The 20,816-nt window shown below is 61.9% G+C and carries 21 protein-coding genes; 19 read left to right on the top strand and 2 right to left on the bottom strand.

Annotation, left to right across the window (positions count from 1 at the left end):
• The first annotated feature begins 17 nt into the window (after positions 1 to 17).
• The 8 genes from AC07VF_RS00205 (at position 18) to AC07VF_RS00170 (ending at position 7,105) form a co-directional block, all read left to right on the top strand.
• Positions 18 to 2,234 (top strand): DNA internalization-related competence protein ComEC/Rec2, encoded by a 2,217-nt coding sequence (locus tag AC07VF_RS00205; protein WP_495008899.1) that lies wholly within the window; start codon positions 18 to 20, stop codon positions 2,232 to 2,234.
• 84 nt (positions 2,235 to 2,318) lie between these two features.
• Positions 2,319 to 2,993: a MotA/TolQ/ExbB proton channel family protein gene (locus AC07VF_RS00200; RefSeq protein ID WP_495008900.1), complete on the top strand. Its 675-nt coding sequence runs from the start codon at positions 2,319 to 2,321 to the stop codon at positions 2,991 to 2,993.
• A complete protein-coding gene (locus tag AC07VF_RS00195; RefSeq protein WP_065993112.1) occupies positions 2,990 to 3,421 on the top strand; it encodes an ExbD/TolR family protein in 432 nt (143 codons plus the stop codon). Before AC07VF_RS00200 ends, AC07VF_RS00195 begins: the two co-directional genes overlap by 4 nt.
• Positions 3,421 to 4,416 (top strand): tetraacyldisaccharide 4'-kinase, encoded by a 996-nt coding sequence (gene lpxK / locus AC07VF_RS00190; RefSeq protein ID WP_495008901.1) that lies wholly within the window; start codon positions 3,421 to 3,423, stop codon positions 4,414 to 4,416. The genes AC07VF_RS00195 and lpxK overlap by 1 nt, the downstream gene beginning before the upstream one ends.
• A gap of 17 nt (positions 4,417 to 4,433) precedes the next feature.
• On the top strand, positions 4,434 to 4,619 hold the full coding sequence (locus AC07VF_RS00185) for a Trm112 family protein (RefSeq protein WP_071551147.1): 186 nt from the start codon (positions 4,434 to 4,436) through the stop codon (positions 4,617 to 4,619).
• A complete protein-coding gene (gene kdsB / locus AC07VF_RS00180) occupies positions 4,616 to 5,380 on the top strand; it encodes a 3-deoxy-manno-octulosonate cytidylyltransferase (protein WP_495008902.1) in 765 nt (254 codons plus the stop codon). The genes AC07VF_RS00185 and kdsB overlap by 4 nt, the downstream gene beginning before the upstream one ends.
• A 46-nt stretch (positions 5,381 to 5,426) precedes the next feature.
• Positions 5,427 to 6,446 carry a UDP-N-acetylmuramate dehydrogenase gene (murB, locus tag AC07VF_RS00175; protein ID WP_495008903.1) on the top strand — a complete coding sequence of 340 codons (1,020 nt, stop codon included), beginning with the start codon at positions 5,427 to 5,429 and terminating at the stop codon, positions 6,444 to 6,446.
• Between the two features lie 62 nt (positions 6,447 to 6,508).
• A complete protein-coding gene (locus AC07VF_RS00170) occupies positions 6,509 to 7,105 on the top strand; it encodes a nucleotidyltransferase family protein (RefSeq protein WP_495008904.1) in 597 nt (198 codons plus the stop codon).
• Between the two features lie 67 nt (positions 7,106 to 7,172).
• Here the strand turns inward: AC07VF_RS00170 and rne are convergent, their stop codons facing one another.
• A complete protein-coding gene (rne, locus tag AC07VF_RS00165) occupies positions 7,173 to 10,556 on the bottom strand; it encodes a ribonuclease E (RefSeq protein WP_495008905.1) in 3,384 nt (1,127 codons plus the stop codon).
• Positions 10,557 to 11,269: 713 nt separating this feature from the next.
• Here rne and rluC point away from each other — a divergent pair.
• Genes rluC through sppA form a run of 3 tightly spaced genes read left to right on the top strand, consistent with a single transcriptional unit; the run spans position 11,270 to position 13,899 of the window.
• On the top strand, positions 11,270 to 12,229 hold the full coding sequence (rluC, locus tag AC07VF_RS00160) for a 23S rRNA pseudouridine(955/2504/2580) synthase RluC (RefSeq protein WP_192172737.1): 960 nt from the start codon (positions 11,270 to 11,272) through the stop codon (positions 12,227 to 12,229).
• Complete coding sequence (locus AC07VF_RS00155; RefSeq protein ID WP_423572748.1) at positions 12,219 to 12,899, top strand: HAD-IA family hydrolase; 681 nt, start codon at positions 12,219 to 12,221, stop codon at positions 12,897 to 12,899. The genes rluC and AC07VF_RS00155 overlap by 11 nt, the downstream gene beginning before the upstream one ends.
• Before the next feature lie 7 nt (positions 12,900 to 12,906).
• A complete protein-coding gene (gene sppA / locus AC07VF_RS00150; protein ID WP_495008906.1) occupies positions 12,907 to 13,899 on the top strand; it encodes a signal peptide peptidase SppA in 993 nt (330 codons plus the stop codon).
• A 74-nt stretch (positions 13,900 to 13,973) separates the two neighbouring features.
• Here the strand turns inward: sppA and AC07VF_RS00145 are convergent, their stop codons facing one another.
• Positions 13,974 to 14,552, bottom strand: coding sequence for a Maf family protein (locus tag AC07VF_RS00145; protein WP_495008907.1), 579 nt, complete (start codon positions 14,550 to 14,552; stop codon positions 13,974 to 13,976).
• A gap of 106 nt (positions 14,553 to 14,658) precedes the next feature.
• On the opposite strand from AC07VF_RS00145, the gene AC07VF_RS00140 reads away from it, so the two are divergent.
• The 8 genes from AC07VF_RS00140 to pabC all read left to right on the top strand — a co-directional run bounded on the left by AC07VF_RS00140 (position 14,659) and on the right by pabC (position 20,814).
• On the top strand, positions 14,659 to 15,186 hold the full coding sequence (locus AC07VF_RS00140) for a YceD family protein (RefSeq protein WP_192172733.1): 528 nt from the start codon (positions 14,659 to 14,661) through the stop codon (positions 15,184 to 15,186).
• Positions 15,187 to 15,199: 13 nt separating this feature from the next.
• The gene (gene rpmF / locus AC07VF_RS00135) at positions 15,200 to 15,382 is read left to right on the top strand and encodes a 50S ribosomal protein L32 (protein WP_003179396.1); all 183 of its coding nucleotides are present in this window, start codon (positions 15,200 to 15,202) and stop codon (positions 15,380 to 15,382) included.
• 4 nt (positions 15,383 to 15,386) lie between these two features.
• Positions 15,387 to 16,394 (top strand): phosphate acyltransferase PlsX, encoded by a 1,008-nt coding sequence (gene plsX, locus AC07VF_RS00130; RefSeq protein ID WP_495008908.1) that lies wholly within the window; start codon positions 15,387 to 15,389, stop codon positions 16,392 to 16,394.
• 138 nt (positions 16,395 to 16,532) lie between these two features.
• Positions 16,533 to 17,471, top strand: coding sequence for an ACP S-malonyltransferase (gene fabD, locus AC07VF_RS00125; RefSeq protein WP_495008909.1), 939 nt, complete (start codon positions 16,533 to 16,535; stop codon positions 17,469 to 17,471).
• Between the two features lie 15 nt (positions 17,472 to 17,486).
• A complete protein-coding gene (gene fabG / locus AC07VF_RS00120; protein WP_192172730.1) occupies positions 17,487 to 18,224 on the top strand; it encodes a 3-oxoacyl-ACP reductase FabG in 738 nt (245 codons plus the stop codon).
• Positions 18,225 to 18,410: 186 nt separating this feature from the next.
• Entirely contained in the window at positions 18,411 to 18,647 is a 237-nt protein-coding gene (gene acpP / locus AC07VF_RS00115) for an acyl carrier protein (RefSeq protein WP_007987170.1), read from the top strand.
• A 107-nt stretch (positions 18,648 to 18,754) separates the two neighbouring features.
• Complete coding sequence (fabF, locus tag AC07VF_RS00110) at positions 18,755 to 19,999, top strand: beta-ketoacyl-ACP synthase II (protein WP_192172729.1); 1,245 nt, start codon at positions 18,755 to 18,757, stop codon at positions 19,997 to 19,999.
• Positions 19,999 to 20,814 (top strand): aminodeoxychorismate lyase, encoded by an 816-nt coding sequence (pabC, locus tag AC07VF_RS00105; protein WP_192172946.1) that lies wholly within the window; start codon positions 19,999 to 20,001, stop codon positions 20,812 to 20,814. Before fabF ends, pabC begins: the two co-directional genes overlap by 1 nt.
• Positions 20,815 to 20,816: the final 2 nt, after the last annotated feature.

Genomic DNA, 20,816 nt, shown 5'->3' with positions numbered 1-20,816 from the left:
CAGACAAGGAAAGCCTCATGCGCACAGGGATGCTCGCCCTCGCACTCGGATTGCTGACGCTACGTTTTTTGCCAGCACTACCGCCGGTCTGGTTGCTGCTGGCGATGCCCGTGGTGGCGCTGATGCTGCTGCCGTTTCGCACCTACCCGCTGGCGTTTTACCTGTTCGGCCTCACTTGGGCCTGCGTCTCGGCGTCGTCGGCGCTGGAGGATCGACTGGCTGAACGCCTCGACGGGCAAACATTGTGGCTGGAAGGGCGCGTCGTCGGGCTGCCGCAGACTATTGACGGCGTGGTGCGGTTTCAGCTGGACAAGCCCGTTTCACGACGCGCGCGGTTGCCCGAGCAGATCCGCATCGGCTGGTACGGCGGCCCGCCGGTCAGCAGCGGCGAGCGCTGGCGTCTGGCGGTCAAACTCAAGCGGCCGGGCGGGCTGATCAATCCCGGCGCGTTCGATTACCAGGCGTGGCTGCTGGCCCAGCGCATTGGCGCTACCGGCACCGTGGTGGACGGTCAGTTGCTCGAACCGGCCCGGGGCAATTGGCGCGACGGCATCCGCCAGCGCCTGCTCAGTGTGGATGCCCAGGGCCGACAGGGCGGGCTGGCTGCTTTGGTGCTCGGTGACGATTCAGGACTGAGCGCCGCCGACTGGCAGGTCCTGCAGGACACCGGCACCGTTCACCTGTTGGTCATCTCCGGGACGCACATCGGCTTGCTTGCCGGCTTGCTCTACGGGCTCGTCGCCGGGCTGGCCCGCTGGGGCGCGTGGCCGGCTTTTTTACCCTGGCTGCCCTCGGCGTGCATCGCGGCCTTCTCGGGCGCGCTGGCCTATGGCGTGCTGGCGGGGTTTGAAGTGCCGGTGCAGCGGGCTGTCACCATGCTGGGGCTGGTGCTGCTGTGGCGTCTGCGGTTTCGCCATCTGGGCACCACGTGGCCGCTTTTGCTGGCGCTGAATCTGGTGCTGATCGCCGAGCCGTTGATCACGCTGCGCCCCGGCTTTTGGCTGTCGTTTCTGGCCGTCGCGATCCTGATGCTGATCTTCAGCGGGCGACTCGGGCGGTGGAGCTGGCTGCAGAGCTGGACCCGCGCACAATGGCTGATTGCGCTTGGCCTGATGCCGGTGTTGCTGGCGCTGAACCTGCCGGTGAGCGTGAGCGGCCCCGTCGTCAATCTGCTCGCCGTGCCGTGGGTAAGCCTGTTGATTCTGCCGCTGGCGTTGCTCGGCACGCTGCTGCTGGCGATTCCATCCCTTGGCGAAAGCCTGCTGTGGCTGGCGGGCGGTTCGATGGACGGGTTGTTTCGATGGCTCTCGTTCATGGCGGATCTCGCTCCCGCCTGGACCGGGCCCCACGTGCCGGTGTGGGTCTGGCCGCTCAGCCTGCTCGGCGCGTTGCTGCTGTTACTGCCCAAAGGCCTGCCGATGCGTCCGCTGGGCTGGCCGTTACTGTTACTGTGCATCTTTCCGCCGCAGAAGACAGTGCCCGCCGGGCAAGTCGAAGTGTTGCAACTGGACGTAGGGCAGGGTCTTGCCATATTGCTCCGTACCCGTGATCACGCCCTGCTGTACGACGCGGGGCCGCGCTTCGGCGATTTCGATATCGGCGAGCGCGTGGTGTTGCCGGCCATTCGGCGCGCCGGGGTCAGGCAGCTGGACACGCTGCTGCTCAGTCATGCCGATTCTGATCATGCCGGTGGCGCCGCCGCCGTTCTAAAAGGCGTGCCCGTTGCGAGAGTGCTGGCGGGAGACGTAGGGCGCATGCCTGCCGAGTGGTCGGCCGAGTCCTGCAGTAACGGGGAAACATGGACGTGGGATGAAGTCGTTTTTTCCACCTGGAGTTGGGAGCAAGCCGCCGAGGGCAATCAGGCCTCGTGCGTGCTCAGCGTCGAGGCCAACGGCGAGCGGCTGTTGCTGACCGGTGATATCGACGTGGAGGCAGAGCGCGCCATGCTCGCCGATGGCTTCAACGTCAGCGCCCACTGGCTGCAATCCCCCCACCACGGCAGCCGCAGCTCGTCGTCCCGGGCTTTTCTGCGCGCGGTCGGCGCCCGGGGCGTGCTGATTTCCCGAGGCCGCAATAATGCGTTCGGTCACCCCCATCCTCTGGTGATGTCGCGCTACGCGTGGTCGGGCATGGAGATTCACGACAGCGCTGTGCTGGGTGCTATCACCGTGCAGTTGGGCGCCTACGAAAAGGCGCAGGCCGAACGTAGGACGCGACGCTTCTGGCGTGACTGAAAGGTCTGGTTATTCATCGACACGTTCGGCGAGGCGCCGACGCTATGTTAGAGTGGCGCCACTTTTTTTGAGGGGGTGGTCGCTGTGTGGGAGCTGGTCAAATCAGGTGGCTGGATGATGCTACCGATCATTTTGAGTTCCATCGTCGCCGTCGGAATCATCATTGAACGCCTCTGGACCCTGCGCGCCAGCCGCATCACGCCGCCGCATTTGCTCGGTCAGGTGTGGCGCTGGATTCAGGACAACCAGCTGAGCGCCGAAAAGCTCAAGGAGCTGCGCGCCGATTCGCCATTGGGTGAAATCCTCGCCGCAGGCCTCGCCAATTCCCGTCATGGCCGCGAGATCATGAAAGAGTGCATCGAGGAGGCCGCAGCCCGGGTCATTCACGAGCTCGAACGCTATCTGGCAACACTCGGCACCATCGCTGCCATGGCCCCGCTGCTGGGCCTGCTGGGCACCGTGCTCGGCATGATCGACATCTTCAGCTCCTTCACCAGCAGCGGCATGACCGGTAACGCAGGCATGCTCGCCGGCGGTATTGGCAAGGCACTCATCTGCACCGCCTCTGGCCTGACCGTTGCGATTCCCGCGATCTTCTTTCACCGCTACCTGCAAAGCCGCGTGGATGAACTGGTCGTCGGCATGGAACAGGAAGCCATCAAGCTGGTGGAAGTCGTGCAGGGCGATCGTGACGTCGATCTGACCGACGCCAAGCCGGACATCAAGGCTGCCGCGCGTGGCGAGGGCAAGAAGAAGTGAAATTCCGCCGTCGCAAGCCCAGGGAGACCATCGACATCAATCTGGTGTCGCTGATCGACGTGGTGTTCATCCTGCTGCTGTTCTTTGTCGTGACCACCACGTTCACCCGGGAAACCCAGCTGCGCGTCGACCTGCCCCAGGCGGTGACCGGTGCTTCGGCCGATGATGTCGACAAAAAACACCTCGACATCACCATCAATGCCGACGGTGTTTACTCGGTGAACAACACGCTGCTGGGCGACAGCAAGCTGGAAACCCTGATTGATGCCTTGCAGAAGGAATCCGAGGGCGACACCAGCCTGCCGCTGTCGATCAGCGCTGACGGCAAGACCCCCCATCAGGCGGTGATTACCGCCATGGATGCTGCCGGCAAACTCGGTTTCGCTCATTTGCGCATGACCACCGTCGAGGCCGCATCGGCTAACTGATGGCATTCACTGACCGACTGCTCGACGCCTGGTACAACGGCCATCCGGCGCTGGTGTTATTGCGCCCGCTCGAATGCCTGTACCGACGCGTGGTGAACCGTAAGCGCGCGCGTTTCCTCGCAGGGCAGGGCGACATCTATAAAGCGCCCGTTCCGGTCGTTGTCGTCGGCAATATCACCATCGGCGGCACCGGCAAGACGCCGCTGATTCTCTGGATGATCGATCATTGCCGGGCGCGCGGCCTCCGCGTCGGTGTGGTCAGTCGCGGCTACGGCGCCAAACCGCCGAGCCTGCCCTGGCGCGTACTGCCGCAACAGACTGCCGAGCACGCGGGCGATGAACCGCTGCTGATCGTCAATCGTACCGGCGTGCCGCTGATGATCGACCCGGACCGCCCGCAAGCCGTGCGCGCCTTGCTGGCTGAAGAGCCCCTCGACCTCATTCTTTCCGACGACGGCCTGCAGCACTATCGCCTGAACCGCGACCTCGAACTGGTGCTGATCGATGCCGTTCGCGGGCTTGGCAATCACCGCTGCCTGCCGGCGGGCCCGTTGCGCGAACCGGTCGAGCGGCTGCAAAGCGCGGATGCCCTGCTGTACAACGGCGCCGGCGCCGATCGCGAAGACGGCTTTGGGTTTCAGCTCAAGCCCTCCGCGCTGGTCAACCTGGTCACCGGTGAACGCCGGCCGGTCGATCATTTCCCGCTCGGTCAGCAGGTCCACGCAGTGGCCGGCATCGGTAATCCACAACGTTTCTTCAACACCCTCGAAGGACTACACTGGCGGCCTGTTCCACATGCGTTCGCCGACCACGCCGTGTTCAGTGCCCAGTCCCTGTCGTTCACCCCGGCATTGCCCGTGGTCATGACCGAGAAGGACGCCGTCAAATGCGCCTCCTTCGCCGCGCCGGACTGGTGGTACCTGGCCGTGGAAGCCGCTCCTTCGCCGGCGTTCGTCAGTTGGTTCGATTCGCAGTTAACCCGTCTTTTGCCATGACTCGCTCAGGATCTCTTATGGACACCAAATTGCTCGACATTCTTGCCTGCCCGATCTGCAAGGGTCCGCTCAAGCTCAGCGCCGATAAAACCGAGCTGATCAGCAAAGGCGCCGGCCTTGCCTATCCGATCCGCGACGGCATCCCGGTGATGCTGGAAAGCGAAGCGCGCACCCTCACCGCCGACGAGCGTCTGGACAAATGACCGCAGCGTTCACCGTTGTCATTCCGGCGCGCTACGGCTCCAGTCGCTTTCCCGGCAAGCCGCTGAAAACCATCGCCGGCAAGCCGATGATCCAGCACGTCTGGGAACAGGCGCGCAAAAGCAGCGCAGAGCGCGTGGTGGTTGCCACTGACGATCAGCGCATCGTTGAAGCCTGCCAGGCCTTCGGCGCCGAAGTGCTGATGACCCGCGATGATCACAATTCCGGGACCGATCGCCTGGCCGAAGTCGCCGCCACGCTGGGTCTGGCCGACGACGCCATCGTGGTCAACGTCCAGGGCGACGAGCCGATGATCCCGCCCGCCGTGATCGATCAGGTTGCCGACAATCTCGCCGCACACCCTGAAGCACGCATGTCGACCCTCGCCGAGCCGATCGAGGACGTGGCATCGCTGTTCAATCCCAATGTGGTCAAGGTCAGCTCCGACCTCAATGGCCTGGCGCTGACCTTCAGCCGCGCGCCGCTGCCTTGGGCTCGCGATGCGCTGGCGAAGACCCGCGACGAGCTGCCGGAAGGCGTGCCGTATCGCCGTCACATCGGCATTTATGCCTACCGCGCCGGGTTCCTCCACGACTTCGTCAGCTGGGGCCCATGCTGGCTGGAAAACACCGAAAACCTCGAGCAGTTGCGTGCGCTCTGGCACGGCGTGCGCATTCACGTGGCCGATGCCCTTGAAGCGCCACCGGCCGGCGTCGACACCGCTGAAGACCTGGAACGCGTTCGTCGTCTGCTGGAGGGTTGATGGGCATGGGTCTGGTCATTCTTCCACTGTTTTCGCGGATGCACCCATGACGCTGAATGTGGAGCACGACGTGTCTCTCAAGCCCTACAACACGTTCGGCGTGGATGTGCGTGCCCGGCGTTTTGCCGAGGCGTTCAGCGACGACGACGTGCGCGAGGCCCTCGCGTATTCGGCCAGCCACGACGTGCCGCTGATGGTCATCGGCGGCGGCAGCAACCTGCTGCTTACCCGTGACGTCGATGCCCTCGTGTTGCGCATGGCCAGCCGTGGCATCCGCATTACCCACGAGGATTGCGGCGGCGCCATTGTTGAAGCGGAGGCGGGAGAGCCCTGGCATCCTTTCGTCCAGGACACGCTCGCTCAGGGACTGGCCGGGCTGGAAAACCTCAGCCTGATCCCCGGCACTGTCGGTGCTGCACCGATGCAAAACATCGGCGCTTACGGCGTTGAACTCAAGGATGTTTTCCACAGCCTGACCGCGATCGATCGACACAACGGCGAGCTGCGGCAATTTGGCCTGGCCGACTGCGCGTTCGGTTACCGGGACAGCCTGTTCAAGCGTCAGCCAAACCGCTGGCTGATCCTGCGGGTTCGCTTCAAGCTCAGTTACTCGGCGAGCCTGCATCTCGATTACGGTCCGGTGCGTCAGCGGCTGGAAGAGCAGGGCATCAAAGAGCCTTCGCCGATCCACGTGAGCCGGGCGATCTGCGCCATTCGCAGCGAAAAACTGCCGGACCCGGCGACATTGGGCAACGCGGGGAGCTTCTTCAAGAACCCGCTGGTGTCCGCCGAGCGTGTGGCTGTCATCAAACTCACGCACCCTGGCGTGGTCGGCTACCCTCAGGCCGATGGTCAGGTAAAACTGGCGGCCGGCTGGTTGATCGAGCAGGCGGGCTGGAAGGGCTTTCGTGATGGTGACGCCGGCGTTCATGCGCTGCAGTCGCTGGTGCTGGTCAATTACGGCCAGGCATCGGGCGGGCAATTGCTCGGTCTCGCGCAGCGGATTCAGGCGGACATCCTCGAGCGCTTCGGCGTTGCGCTTGAGATGGAGCCTAACCTGTATTGACCGTGGGATCCGTCCTCTTCCGGTTTGAGTTTCAGTCAGCGTGTATCCCATGAGGGTTGAACATGAGTGAAACGCTGTGTGCCGTCGTGCTGGCGGCGGGCCTCGGCAGTCGCTATCGAGCGGTTGCCGGTGACCACCGCAACAAGCTGCTGGCGCAATGCATCGGGCGTGACGGTGCGGAGCGATCGGTGCTGGAGCAGGTGCTTGCCCACGTAAAAACCCTCGCCGATAAAACCGTTCTTCTGACACGAGCCGATTACTGCAGCGTGGCCGAGCTGGGTCTGCGTCACGGCTGTGAAGTGGTGGTGCTGGATTCCCCTGGCATGGGCGACAGTATCGCTGCTGCCGTTTCGGCGGAGCCTGCTCATTGCGGCTGGTTGATTGCGTTGGGCGACATGCCCTTCATTCATGCTGACACACTCGAGCGCGTGGCCTGCTCCGTGGAGGACGACGCCATCAGCGTGCCGGTCCATGGCGGGCGGTATGGGCATCCCGTCGCCTTTGGCCGCACCTTCGGGCCGGCGCTCATGGCCCTTGCCGGGGAGAAAGGGGCCAAACGGCTGTTCGTGGGTGCGCGGATCAAGGAGATCGAGGTCGACGACCCAGGCGTGTTGTGGGACGTGGACGTGCCTGCTGCGCTGATCTTTCAACCCGGCTGATTTCAAACCTCCAGGCATAAAAAAGCCCCACCTGCTTACACAGGTGGGGCTTTTTAGTTACCGCCGATTAAACGAGCGGTTTAGGCTCATCCGAGGCTTGGGCCTCTTTCTGCTGACGCTCGGCTTCCAGACGACGGCGGCGCACTTCACGGGGATCGTTCGGTGCACGGCCATTGCTGGCAACCGGCAGCGCAGGCGTCTCTTCTTTGGCCGGTTCTGCAACCGGCACTTGAGGAGGTTCGACAGCGACTGGCGCAGCGACGATTTCCGGCGCTGCAGTCTGAGCTGGCGCTTCTACGGCTGGCGCGATGACCGGTTCAGCGGCCACAGGCTGCTGAGCAACGGGTTCAACCACGGTCGGCGCGTCGATTACCGAGGCCTTGGCGTGCACTGGCTCGGCGGTTTGAGCAGGTTCAGAGATCTGAACGAGCTCAGACGCTTCGGCAGGCTCGGCCGTCTGAACAGGCTCAGCAGGCTGGACATGCTCGGCTTTAACCGGTTCAACAACGTGAACCGGCTCAGCGACGGCTACTTCAACCGCTTCATGCACCAGCGCAGGGGTCGGCATAAAGGCCGGGGCTTCCACAACCGCTGGAGCTTCAACAGCGACCGAAGTCTCGCCACTGGCTGGCGTGTCGGTCGATTCGGCTTCAGCGGCAGCTTTCACCTGGCGTTCGAACGGGCTCAGTGAGGCGTCGAATGTTGCCACTTCCACTTCCGGCATCACCGAGCGCTTGGCTTCAGGGGCAGGGGACTCGACGGCGGGCGCTTCTGGCGCTGCTTCGGAGGCCTGAGCCACCGGTGCTGCTTCAGTCGCGCTGGCTTCAACGGACGTGTTCGCACGTTCAGCCTGGCGGTGGGCATCGGCTTCGGCGGTGGCGCTGATGACGCGCTCCGCTACGGCAGCAACGCTTGCACCGGCAACGACATTGCCACGGTCGGCGTTTGCGTGCACTTCGTCATGGGACTCATGACTGTGCTCATTGCCTTCGCCGTCGTGGGCTTCAGAGCCTTCCGAACCCTCAACGCCTTCGCTGCCTTCGATTTCATTGCCGTTGGCATCACGCTGGCGCTCACGACGGTTGCTGCGACGACGCTGACCACGAGAACGACGACGAGGGCGATCGCCTTCGGCGTGCTCCTGGTTGTCATCCTGTTGCTCTTCGCTGGTCAGCAGGGTTTCGTCTTCGGCTGCTACTGCAGCCTGTTCGGCGCGTGGTTGACGTTCTTCACGCGGCGCACGCGGCTGACGCTCTTCACGCGGGGCGCGCTCAGGGCGTTCTTCGCGGGGCAGGTTGACAGCCGGTGCGGCGTCGATCGGCTCACGCAGTTCACGCACACGCTCTTCACGCGGCTTGCGGTCTTCACGCCCAGCACGTGGCTGACGCTCTTCGCGAGGCGCACGGGCCTGACGCTCTTCACGCGGTGCGGTAGTTTCTTCACGGGCTTCACGGGCTTCACGGGCTTCACGGGCTTCACGCGGCTCGCGCGGTGCACGCTCTTCACGAGGCGCGCGCTCCTCACGTGGGGCACGTTCTTCACGGGGTGCGCGTTCTTCGCGATCGGCACGCGGCGCACGTTCTTCACGCGGCTTGCGTTCTTCGTCACGGCGACCATTACGGCTGCGGCTCTGCTGACGGCCATTACGGCGCTCGTCGTTGCGCGCAGGACGCTCGGCAGCCGGTTTTTCGACCACGGCGGCAGGTGCGGCAGCAGCAGGCTCTTCCTTGGAAGCGAACAGGCTGACCAGCGACTTCACCAGGCCTTTGAACAAGCTTGGCTCGTGGGCAACCGGTGCAGGCGCAGCGGCAACCGGTGCAGCGGCTTCAACCGGAACCGGTGCGTTGGCGCGGGCCGGAGCGGTCTTGACTGCCGCTTCCTGGCGAACCAGGGTGCGGGTGGCGGCGGCAGGCGGTGCAACTTCTTCCACTTCAGCAGCAGCGGCAGCGATTTCATAGCTGGTCTGCAGGCTGTGGGCTTCCGGACTGTCATCACGCAGACGCTGCACTTCGAAGTGCGGGGTTTCGAGATGGTCGTTCGGCAGAATGATGATGCGCGCGCGGGTGCGCAGTTCGATCTTGGTGATCGAGTTGCGTTTTTCGTTAAGCAGGAACGCAGCGACCGGGATCGGCACTTGAGCGCGCACTTCGGCCGTGCGGTCTTTCAGCGCTTCTTCTTCAATCAGGCGCAGGATTGCCAGGGACAGCGATTCAACGTCACGAATGATGCCGGTGCCGTTGCAACGCGGGCAGACAATACCGCTGCTCTCACCCAGGGATGGACGCAGACGCTGACGGGACATTTCCAGCAGGCCGAAGCGCGAGATGCGACCCACCTGAACGCGGGCACGGTCGGCCTCGAGGCTTTCACGGACCTTTTCTTCCACAGCGCGCTGGTTCTTGGCCGGGGTCATGTCGATGAAGTCGATGACGATCAGGCCGCCGATGTCGCGCAGACGCAGTTGACGGGCGATTTCCTCAGCCGCTTCAAGGTTGGTCTGCAGGGCGGTCTCTTCGATGTCGCTGCCTTTGGTGGCGCGCGCCGAGTTGATGTCGATGGAGACCAGGGCTTCCGTCGGATCGATGACGATGGAGCCACCGGAAGGCAGTTCGACGACGCGCTGGAAGGCGGTTTCGATCTGGCTTTCGATCTGGAAACGGTTGAACAGCGGAACGCTGTCTTCGTAGAGTTTGATCTTGCTGGCGTACTGCGGCATCACCTGACGGATGAACGTCAGCGCTTCTTCCTGGGCTTCGACGCTGTCGATCAACACTTCGCCGATGTCCTGGCGCAGATAGTCGCGGATGGCGCGGATGATGACGTTGCTTTCCTGATAGATCAGGAAGGGCGCGGAGCGGTCGAGGGAAGCCTCTTTGATCGCGGTCCACAGTTGCAGCAGGTAATCGAGGTCCCACTGCATTTCTTCGCTGCTGCGGCCAAGACCGGCAGTGCGAACGATCAGACCCATGTCGGCAGGGGCGATCAGGCCGTTCAGCGCTTCACGTAGTTCATTGCGCTCTTCGCCTTCGATACGACGGGAGATGCCGCCGGCGCGCGGGTTGTTCGGCATCAGGACCAGGTAACGGCCTGCGAGGCTGATGAACGTGGTCAGGGCAGCGCCCTTGTTGCCGCGCTCTTCTTTCTCGACCTGAACGATGACTTCCTGGCCTTCGCTCAGGACGTCCTTGATGTTGACGCGGCCTTCGGGCGACTTCTTGAAGTATTCGCGGGAGATTTCTTTCAGCGGCAGAAAGCCGTGACGCTCGGAGCCGAAGTCGACAAACGCGGCTTCAAGGCTGGGTTCGATACGCGTGATCCGGCCTTTGTAGATGTTGGCCTTCTTCTGTTCGCGGGCCCCGGATTCGATGTCCAGGTCGTAGAGGCGCTGGCCGTCTACCAGCGCAACACGCAACTCTTCGGGTTGAGTTGCGTTAATCAGCATTCTTTTCATGTAGTACCGTCGGTTTCCGGGCTGCCGGAAACGGCGTTCGGCACACACGACTTCTCACGGTCGGTGTCAGGGCACGTCAGGAGTGCTTGAACACTCCAGTGTCTAACGAGGTTCGGCCAGCGGGGCCGAGTCGCGACGACGTTCCTGCTTGCTGTGGTGACAAATGACACCCTGTCAGCAAAAGCTTTGTCAGGAGGAGGAATCAACCATCGGTAGCGGACGATATGAAGCGTCTTGAATAAAGCCTTGTGCTACACAGTCCGACGGTTGTGCGTCTCCACCCCACACGTATCCCTGATAATTCGGGTGCTGCCGCGCGCTGAATCCGCAGCGGGTTGCATTTATCGCGATCTTCCATGGGAAGTCCGCGCGTCATGGCTCAAATAAGGCATGGTTTCCGAAGCATTCGCCCGGAGCGACTGCCAGCGACTGCACTTTGTGAACTGGCCTTGAACGTGGGCCTCGATGGCGAGTGACTCACTCTGCGATCGGGCTTGTTTCAGGCCTCATGTCACCTGCGCTCGTTACGCTTGCATATCTTCCGTTGTCACCGAAAGCCCCGTAGGACGGCCTCGCGCCCTCGTGAATTGCGTTGGGCAGGGCCGGCTGTCATACCGTTTGTCCGCTGTCCAGGCCGCTTTTGGCGGCGTTCGCGACTATAGCAGCAATCATTAAGTGCTTCAAATCCATAAAAAATTGTTATGATTTGCGCCATGACAAATCTTACCCCCCCAACCCCCGGCGTCCGGCTGGTAGAGGTTGCGCCGGAATTTGCCGGTCAGCGCATCGATAACTTTCTGATCACGTACCTCAAGGGCGTTCCCAAGACCTTGATTTACCGCATTTTGCGCAAGGGCGAAGTGCGTGTGAACAAGGGCCGGATCAAGCCCGAGTACAAGCTTCAGGCGGGCGATGTCGTGCGCGTCCCACCCGTTCGAGTGCCTGAGCGCGACGAACCTGTGCCGGTTGCCCAGGGTTTGCTGCAGCGTCTTGAGGCCGCCATTGTCCATGAAGACAAAGGCCTGATCGTCCTCAACAAGCCCGCAGGCATCGCGGTTCACGGTGGCAGCGGCTTGAGCTTTGGCGTCATAGAAGCCTTTCGTCAGCTGCGTCCCGACGCCAAGGAGCTGGAACTGGTCCACCGTCTGGACCGCGACACCTCCGGGCTGCTGATGATCGCAAAAAAGCGCAGCATGTTGCGACACCTGCACGAACAGTTGCGCGGCGACGGCGTGGACAAGCGTTACATGGCGCTGGTCCGCGGAAACTGGCCGACCGCGCAGAAGCAGGTCCGGGCACCGTTGCTCAAGAGCAATCTTCGCTCCGGCGAGCGCATGGTCGAGGTCAATGAAGAGGGCAAGGAGGCGCTGACCTTGTTCAAGGTGCTGCGCCGCTTCGGCGACTTTGCCACCATGGTCGAAGCCCGGCCCATTACCGGCCGTACCCACCAGATTCGCGTCCACGCCTTACATGCGGGCCACTGCATCGCCGGTGACCCCAAGTACGGCGATGAAGATTTCAGTCGCGAAATTCGTGATCTCGGCGGCAAGCGTCTGTTCCTGCACGCCTATGCCCTGACCGTGCCGCTGCCGGACGGTGGCGAGTTGAAACTCGAAGCGCCCGTCGACGAGATGTGGGCCAAGACCGTGGAGCGACTGCTGCTTGCGCCCTGATTACGAACTGCTGATCTTCGACTGGGACGGCACGCTGTCCGATTCCATCGGTCGTATCGTCGACGCGATGCAAGCCGCCGCACAGCTTGCCGGTCGTCCGGTACGCGACGATGCAGCGATCAAGGGCATCATTGGTCTGGGTTTGCCGGAAGCGATTCGCACGTTGTACCCGGATATCACGGCCAATGACCTGATCGATTTCCGGCAGCACTATGCCGACCGTTACATGGCCATGGACGTTGAGCCCTCGAAACTGTTCGACGGGGTGCGTGAGTCGCTGGAGGCGTTTCGTGACGAGGGCTATCGCCTGGCGGTCGCCACCGGCAAGGCCCGGCGTGGTCTGGATCGGGTGTTGAAGGCGCACGGCTGGACCGACTTCTTCGACGCCACCCGCGCAGCGGATGAAACGGCCAGCAAGCCCGATCCGCTGATGCTCAATGAAATCCTGCAGCATTGCGGCGTCAGGCCTGAAAAGGCGCTGATGGTTGGCGACGCTTCGTTCGATCTGCTGATGGCGCGTAACGCCGGAATGGATTCGGTGGCTGTCGGGTACGGCGCGCAAGCGCTAGGCTCTCTGCTTCAATACCAGCCGCGTCTGGCGATCGAGCACTTTTCCGAATTGCGCACCTGGTTGGGTGCGCGGACTGCTGAAACTTCGTTGTTGGGGTAACTGATCTATGTCGGACGAATGGAAATCTCCGTCTTCGCCAGAGCGCGACGACGCAGGGGATGCAAAAAGCTGGAAACTGCTGGAAAAGACCCTGCTCGCCAGCGTGCAGGAGCAGCGTCGGTCGCGGCGCTGGGGGATCTTCTTCAAATCCCTGACCTTTCTTTATCTGTTCGGCGCACTGGCGCTGTTCTCGCCGCTGATGGATTTCGGCAAGGGCGCCTCGCGCAGCACCAGTCACACTGCGCTGATCGAAGTGAAGGGCATGATCGCCGATACCGAGGCGGCCAGCGCCGACAACATCGTTGGCAGTTTGCGGAAAGCGTTTGAAGATGAAAAAACCAAGGGCGTGATTCTGCGCATCAACAGCCCGGGCGGCAGTCCGGTGCAGTCCGGCTATATCTACGACGAAATCCGTCGTCTGCGCGCGCAGAAGCCGAACATCAAGGTGTATGCGGTGATCACTGATCTGGGTGCGTCCGGTGCGTATTACATCGCCAGCGCCGCTGACCAGATCTACGCGGACAAAGCCAGTCTGGTGGGTTCGATCGGTGTCACGGCAGCCGGCTTCGGTTTCGTCGGCACGATGGAAAAACTGGGTGTTGACCGTCGTACCTACACGTCGGGCGAGCACAAGGCGTTCCTTGATCCGTTCCAGCCGCCAAAGCCTGACGAGACTGCCTTCTGGCAGGGCGTTCTGGACACTACCCACAAGCAGTTCATCGCCAGTGTGAAGGCGGGTCGCGGTGATCGCCTGAAAGACAAGGACCATCCGGAACTGTTCTCGGGGCTGGTCTGGACAGGCGAGCAGGCGGTGGGCCTGGGTCTGGTCGATGGGCTTGGCAGTGCCAGCTATGTGGCGCGGGATATCATCGGCGAGAAAGAGATGGTCGATTACACGGTGCAAGAGTCGGCGTTCGATCGTTTCTCCAAAAAGATGGGCGCCAGCGTGGCCGAGCAGATCGCAATGTGGGCAGGCTTCAAAGGGCTGTCCCTGCGCTGATCGCTTCAGCCTTCGCGTGTGAAGAAAAGCCCGGCCATTGGTCGGGCTTTTCGCATCTGTTTATTTTGTCGAAATCAGGGCAGCTCGATGCCTTCGTTCATCAACATGTCCACCAGGCGTATTAAAGGAAGGCCGATCAGGCTGGTCGCATCCGCGCCCTTGGTGCTGCGGAAGAGGCTTACGCCCAGTCCTTCGGCCTTGAAGCTGCCGGCGCAGTCATAGGGTTGTTCGGCGTGGAGGTAGCGGCTGATACGCGCCTCGTCCAGCTGGCGCATGTGCACGGTGAAGGGCACGCAATCGACTTGGCACTGACCCGTGCGGCTGTTGAAGAGCGCAAGGCCGGTGAGGAAACTGACGCTGTTGCCGCTGCTCTCCTTCAGCTGTTCCAGCGCGCGCTCGAACGTGTGCGGCTTGCCAAGGATCTGTTCGCCAAGCACGGCGACCTGGTCCGAGCCGATGATCAGGTGGTCGGGGAATCGTTCGGCCAGTGCCATGGCTTTCTCACGCGCCAGGCGGGTCACAAGGTCGATGGCAGGCTCGTTCGGCCGGCGGCTTTCATCGATGTCAGGCGACGCACAGACGAATGGCAAGCGCAGGCGATCGAGCAATTCACGGCGGTAAGGCGAGCTGGAAGCAAGGAGTAGAGGCAGCATGGGTGGCTCCGAAACATGAAAGTCGAGTGTAATCAGCAGGTCAGGTTGCGAACAGGCCTGAATTTCCTTTGACAGTCGCCAGGGTCGTCCCTAGAATGCTGCGCCTATGTTGAATGACCCGATTCCACCTCACGTTGACCCGCGCAAATTAGCTGATCGTGGCACTACTCTTCAGGGAGAGATGCTGCTGGCTGATTTGGAGAGACTCTGCGACCCGCTTGCTGACAATCTCGGTACGGTGCAGGCGAAATTCGTTTTTGAGCGAGACGAGCAGCGCGCTGTGGTTATCCACAGTGCAATTGACGTCGAAGTCAAAATGGTTTGCCAGCGTTGTCTTGAGCTGGTCACCTTTCCGATCCACAGCGAATGCAGTTATGCCGTGGTGAAGGAGGGTGCAAACACCCAGTCGATGCCGAAAGGCTATGACGTGCTGGAACTCGGCGAAGATCCCATGGATCTGCTGGCTTTGATCGAGGATGAGCTTCTGCTCGCCTTGCCCATTGTTCCAACTCATGATCCGAAAGAATGCCAGCCGCCGGCGGACCTCAACGAGTCCGAACCGAGCGAGGACGAGGTAACGCGGTCCAACCCGTTCAGTGTATTGGCGCAGTTAAAGCGTGACCCAAACGTTTAGGAGTTAATCAATTATGGCTGTTCAGCAGAACAAAAAATCCCGCTCTGCCCGTGACATGCGTCGTTCCCACGACGCTCTCGAGGCTAGCACTCTGTCTGTAGAAAAAACCACCGGTGAAGTTCACCTGCGTCACCACGTATCGCCAGAAGGCGTATACCGTGGCCGTAAAGTGATCGACAAGGGCGCTGACGAGTAATTTCTTGTCTGCTCCGGTCATCGCGATCGATGCAATGGGCGGGGACTTCGGTCCCCGGCACATTGTTCAGGCCAGCATTGCCTGCCTGCTTGCCACACCCTCGTTGCACCTGACCCTCGTCGGTCAATCCGCCCTTCTTGAAGAACTCATCGCACGCCACTCCGGTGTCGATCGCTCACGCCTGCACGTCGTGCATGCCAGCGAGATCATCACCATGGATGAGCGTCCGTCCCAGGCCTTGCGCGGCAAGCCTGAGTCGTCGATGCGCGTTGCGCTGGGGCTTCTCGCCGATGGCAAGGCCCACGCCTGTGTCAGTGCAGGCAATACCGGTGCCTTGATGGCGCTGTCCCGCTTCGTGCTGAAAACCTTGCCCGGTATCGACCGGCCGGCCATGGTGGCCGCAATTCCGACACAGCGCGGTTATTGCCAGTTGCTGGATCTGGGTGCGAACGTGGATTGTACCGCCGAACATCTTTATCAGTTCGCCGTGATGGGTTCGGTGGCCGCCGAGGCGCTGGGCGTGGTGCGACCCAGAGTCGCACTGCTGAACGTTGGCACTGAAGACATCAAGGGCAATCAGCAAGTCAAGTCGGCCGCGAGTCTTTTGCAGGCCGCACCGGGGCTGAATTACATCGGCTTTGTCGAAGGGGATGGCCTGTATCGGGGTGAGGCGGATGTCGTGGTCTGCGACGGCTTTGTCGGCAACGTGCTGCTGAAGTCCAGCGAAGGCCTGGCACTGATGATTGGCGAGCGGATCGAACGGTTGTTTCGCCGCAACGTGTTGTCGCGACTGGTGGGTTTGATGGCAAGGCCTGTGCTCGGCAGGCTCAAGGCCGATCTGGCCCCGGCGCGGCATAACGGTGCCAGTTTTCTCGGTCTGCAGGGCATCGTGGTAAAGAGTCATGGTTCGGCCGATGCTCAGGGTTTCCAGAGCGCGATACAGCGGGCGCTGATCGAGATTCAGGAAAACCTGCCACAGCGCTTGCGCGGTCGTCTTGAGGATCTGCTTTAGGGCTTCGCTGCGAGTCTTGGGCTAGAATGTGACGCCTGTGACCGCATGGTCATCCAACTGTCCATCGCAACACATTGAATTACCTCGCGTTCGGCCCGCCGGACGCTCATTTTGACGAGAATAATCAGGGGCTTGTTAATGTCTGCTTCCGTCGCATTTGTCTTTCCGGGCCAGGGCTCGCAGTCCCTCGGCATGCTGGCCGAGCTGGGCGCGCAGCATCCGCTGGTGCTGGAGACGTTCAAAGAAGCTTCCGCTGCGCTGGGCTATGACCTCTGGGCGCTGACCCAGCAGGGCCCGGAAGAGAGCCTCAACCAGACCGATAAAACCCAGCCTGCCATCCTCACTGCATCGATTGCCTTGTGGCGCCTGTGGCTGGCGGAAGGCGGCGTGCGCCCGGCGTATGTCGCCGGCCACAGTCTGGGTGAGTACAGCGCGCTGGTCGCGGCCGGCAGTCTGAGCCTTGCGGACGCGGTCAAGCTGGTCGAGCGTCGCGGTCAATTAATGCAGGAAGCTGTGCCGGCGGGGCAGGGCGGCATGGCGGCCATTCTGGGTCTCGACGATGCGGTGGTTATAGCCGCCTGTGCCGAAGCGGCTCAGGGCGACGTGGTCAGCGCGGTGAATTTCAATTCGCCCGGGCAGGTTGTGATTGCCGGTGCCAAGGCCGCTGTGGAGCGCGCCATCGAAGTCTGCAAGGCCAAAGGCGCCAAGCGCGCCTTGCCGTTGCCGGTGAGTGTGCCTTCCCACTGCGAACTGATGCGTCCGGCAGCCGAACGCTTCGCCGAGTCCATCGCCGCCATCGACTGGCAGGTGCCGCAGATCCCGCTGGTTCAGAACGTCACCGCAAGTGTCGTGTCCGATCTCGAAACGCTGAAAACCGATTTGCTGCAGCAGCTGTACAAGCCGGTGCGCTGGGTCGAATCGATTCAGACCCTGGCGGCTCAGGGCGCCCTGCAACTGGTCGAGTGCGGCCCGGGCAAGGTGCTCGCCGGCTTGAACAAGCGCTGCGCTGATGGCGTGACCACTCACAACCTCAATACCCCAGACGCCTTCGCCGCCGCTCGCGCGGCGCTGGCCTGATTAGGAGACGCCTGCATGAGTCAGGGTAAAGTTGCACTTGTCACCGGCGCGAGCCGTGGCATTGGCCGGGCGATCGCCCTTGAACTGGGTCGTAACGGCGCCACCGTCGTGGGTACGGCGACGTCCGAAGCCGGCGCCGAGAAGATCACCGCTTATTTCAAGGAAAACGGCATCGAAGGCTTCGGCCTGGCGCTGGACGTGGGCAGCGACGAATCCGTTGCCGCCGCGCTGGCCCAGATCACCGAACGCGTTGGTGCGCCGTTGATCCTGGTCAACAACGCCGGTATCACCCGTGACAACCTGATGATGCGCATGAAGGATGACGAGTGGCATGACGTCATCAACACCAACCTGAGCAGTCTGTTTCGCCTGTCCAAGGGCGTTCTGCGCGGGATGACCAAGGCGCGTTGGGGCCGGATCATCAGCATTGGTTCGGTGGTGGGTGCCATGGGCAACGCAGGTCAAGTAAACTACGCAGCCGCCAAGGCGGGTCTGGAAGGCTTCAGCCGTGCCCTGGCACGTGAAGTCGGGTCGCGCGCAGTGACGGTCAACTCGGTGACGCCGGGTTTCATCGACACCGACATGACCCGCGAGCTGCCAGAAGCGCAACGTGATTCCCTGACGGCGCAGATTCCTCTGGGCCGACTGGGGCAGGCAGAAGAGATCGCGCATGTTGTCGCTTTTCTTGCCTCAGAAGGTGCAGGCTACGTTACCGGGGCTACAATCCCCGTTAACGGCGGCATGTACATGTGACCGGTCGTATCGAAAAAATGTCATACGGGCTGTCTAAAATCCGTTATAAAGCTGAAATCTTTTAAGGGGTAGAGGGCTGTTGGGCGTAGCGGGAATTGCGTTTAGCTTGAAATGCGCAAAACCTCTTCTATACACTTACCCATCGGCCAGCTGCCTGAATTTGTCCACTAGGAGTTAAAACACGGTATGAGCACCATCGAAGAGCGCGTCAAGAAAATCGTTGCCGAACAACTTGGCGTCAAGGAAGAGGAAGTCGTGAACACTGCTTCCTTCGTTGAAGACCTGGGTGCCGACTCCCTTGATACCGTAGAGCTGGTAATGGCTCTGGAAGAGGAATTCGAGACCGAAATCCCTGACGAAGAAGCCGAGAAGATCACCACCGTACAAGCCGCTATCGATTACGTTACTGCCCACCAGGCGTAAGATTTTGTAATCGTAGTTTGCTGTCCTGGAGAAACCGCACTGCCCCTGGCGTGCGGTTTTTTCTTTGAATAGGGCAGCGTTTCATCAATAGAAGAAAGGAGAGTCCTGTGTCGCGTAGACGCGTCGTGGTCACCGGTATGGGTATGCTGACGCCTTTGGGCACGGATGTGCCGAGCACCTGGCAAGGCATTCTGGCTGGCCAGAGTGGCATTGGGCCTATCGAACACACGGACCTGTCCAAATACACCACCCGTTTTGGCGGATCGGTGAAGGGATTCAACGTCGAGGAATACCTGTCGGCCAAAGAGGCCCGCAGACTCGATCTGTTCATCCAGTACGGGCTGGCTGCCAGCTTTCAGGCCGTGCGCAACTCCGGTATCGAGATCGACGACACCAATCGCGAGCGCGTCGGCGTGGCGATGGGATCGGGCATCGGGGGCCTGACCAATATCGAAAACACCAGCCGGCTGATGCATGAACAGGGGCCAGGCAAGATCTCCCCGTTCTTCGTGCCGGGGTCGATCATCAACATGATTTCCGGGTTCCTGTCGATCCACCTCGGCGCACAGGGCCCCAACTACGCCATTGCCACTGCGTGCACCACGAGCACCCACTGCATCGGCATGGCCGCGCGCAACATCGCCTACGACGAAGCCGACGTGATGATTGCCGGCGGCGCTGAAATGGCGGCCTGCGGCCTGGGCATGGGTGGCTTCGGTGCCTCCCGCGCGCTGTCTACCCGCAACGATGAGCCGGCGCGCGCCAGCCGTCCGTGGGACAAAGGCCGCGACGGCTTCGTGCTGTCCAACGGTGCCGGCGCCATGGTCCTCGAAGAGCTCGAGCATGCCAAAGCCCGGGGCGCGACGATTTATGCCGAGCTGATCGGCTTCGGCATGAGCGGCGATGCGTTTCACATGACCTCGCCGCCGGATGACGGCGCCGGTGCCGCGCGCTGTATCACCAATGCCCTGCGTGACGCGAAGATTCGTCCAGAGGACGTGCAATACATCAACGCCCACGGCACCTCGACGCCTGCGGGCGATCTGGCCGAAGTCAGCGCCATCAAGAAGGTGTTCGGCGAACACGCCTACAAGCTGGCCGTCAGTTCGACCAAGTCGATGACGGGCCACCTGTTGGGCGCCGCCGGTGCAATCGAAGCGATTTTCAGTGTGCTGGCGATCAAGGATCAGGTCGCGCCACCGACGATCAACCTCGACGAGCCCGATGAAGGCTGCGACCTGGACTTCGTTCCCCACGAGCCGCGCAAGATGCCGATCGACGTGGTGATCTCCAACTCCTTCGGTTTTGGTGGCACCAACGGTTCGCTGGTCTTCCGCCGGTACGCCGAATGATCGTGAGCTGGATCGATGGCCTTGCTGCTGACTCCCTTGCCGTCAAGGATCGGGGGTTGGCGTACGGCGATGGTCTCTTCGAGACCGTCCTCGTCAAGGCCGGACAGCCATTGCTCTTCCCACGTCATCTGCAACGCCTGGCACTGGGGGCACAGCGCCTGGCGCTGAACCTGGATCTGGCGTTGGTCGAAGAGGAATGCTGCCGCTTCGCTGCCCAGTTGGGTGACGGTGTGATGAAGCTCATCGTTACCCGTGGCGATGGCGTGCGGGGCTATGCACCCACTTCGGACGCGCAGCCGCGACGCATCCTCCAGGCAAGTGGGCTGCCGGCGTATCCCGAGGCCCATGCAGCGCAGGGCGTCAAACTGTTCGCTTGTCAGACCCGCCTCGCCGAGCAGCCGCTGCTGGCCGGGCTCAAGCACCTCAATCGCCTTGAGCAAGTGCTGGCCCGTGGCGAATGGCAAAGTGCCGAGTACGCCGAAGGGCTGATGCGGGACGTTTCGGGGCGTATCGTTGAAGCGGTCTACAGCAATCTGTTTATGGTCAAGGGCGGCGTGCTGCTGACGCCGGACCTGCGCCGCTGTGGCGTGGCCGGCGTGATGCGGGCCGAGATCCTGGCGCTGGCGGAGCGCGAGAACATGCCGGCCCGTGAGCTTGACCTGCAGATGTCCGACCTGCAAAAGGCCGATGAGGTGTTTGTCTGTAACAGCGTGTACGGCATCTGGCCGGTGCGCGGCGTCGAGCATCTGAACTGGCCGGTTGGGCCGCTGACCCGTAAACTCCAACACCTTGTTCGCGGGCTTCTGGATATCTGATT

The organism is Pseudomonas sp. GW821-FHT02H06, from assembly GCF_059421525.1.
This window is presented reverse-complemented; position numbering and strand designations above follow the sequence as displayed.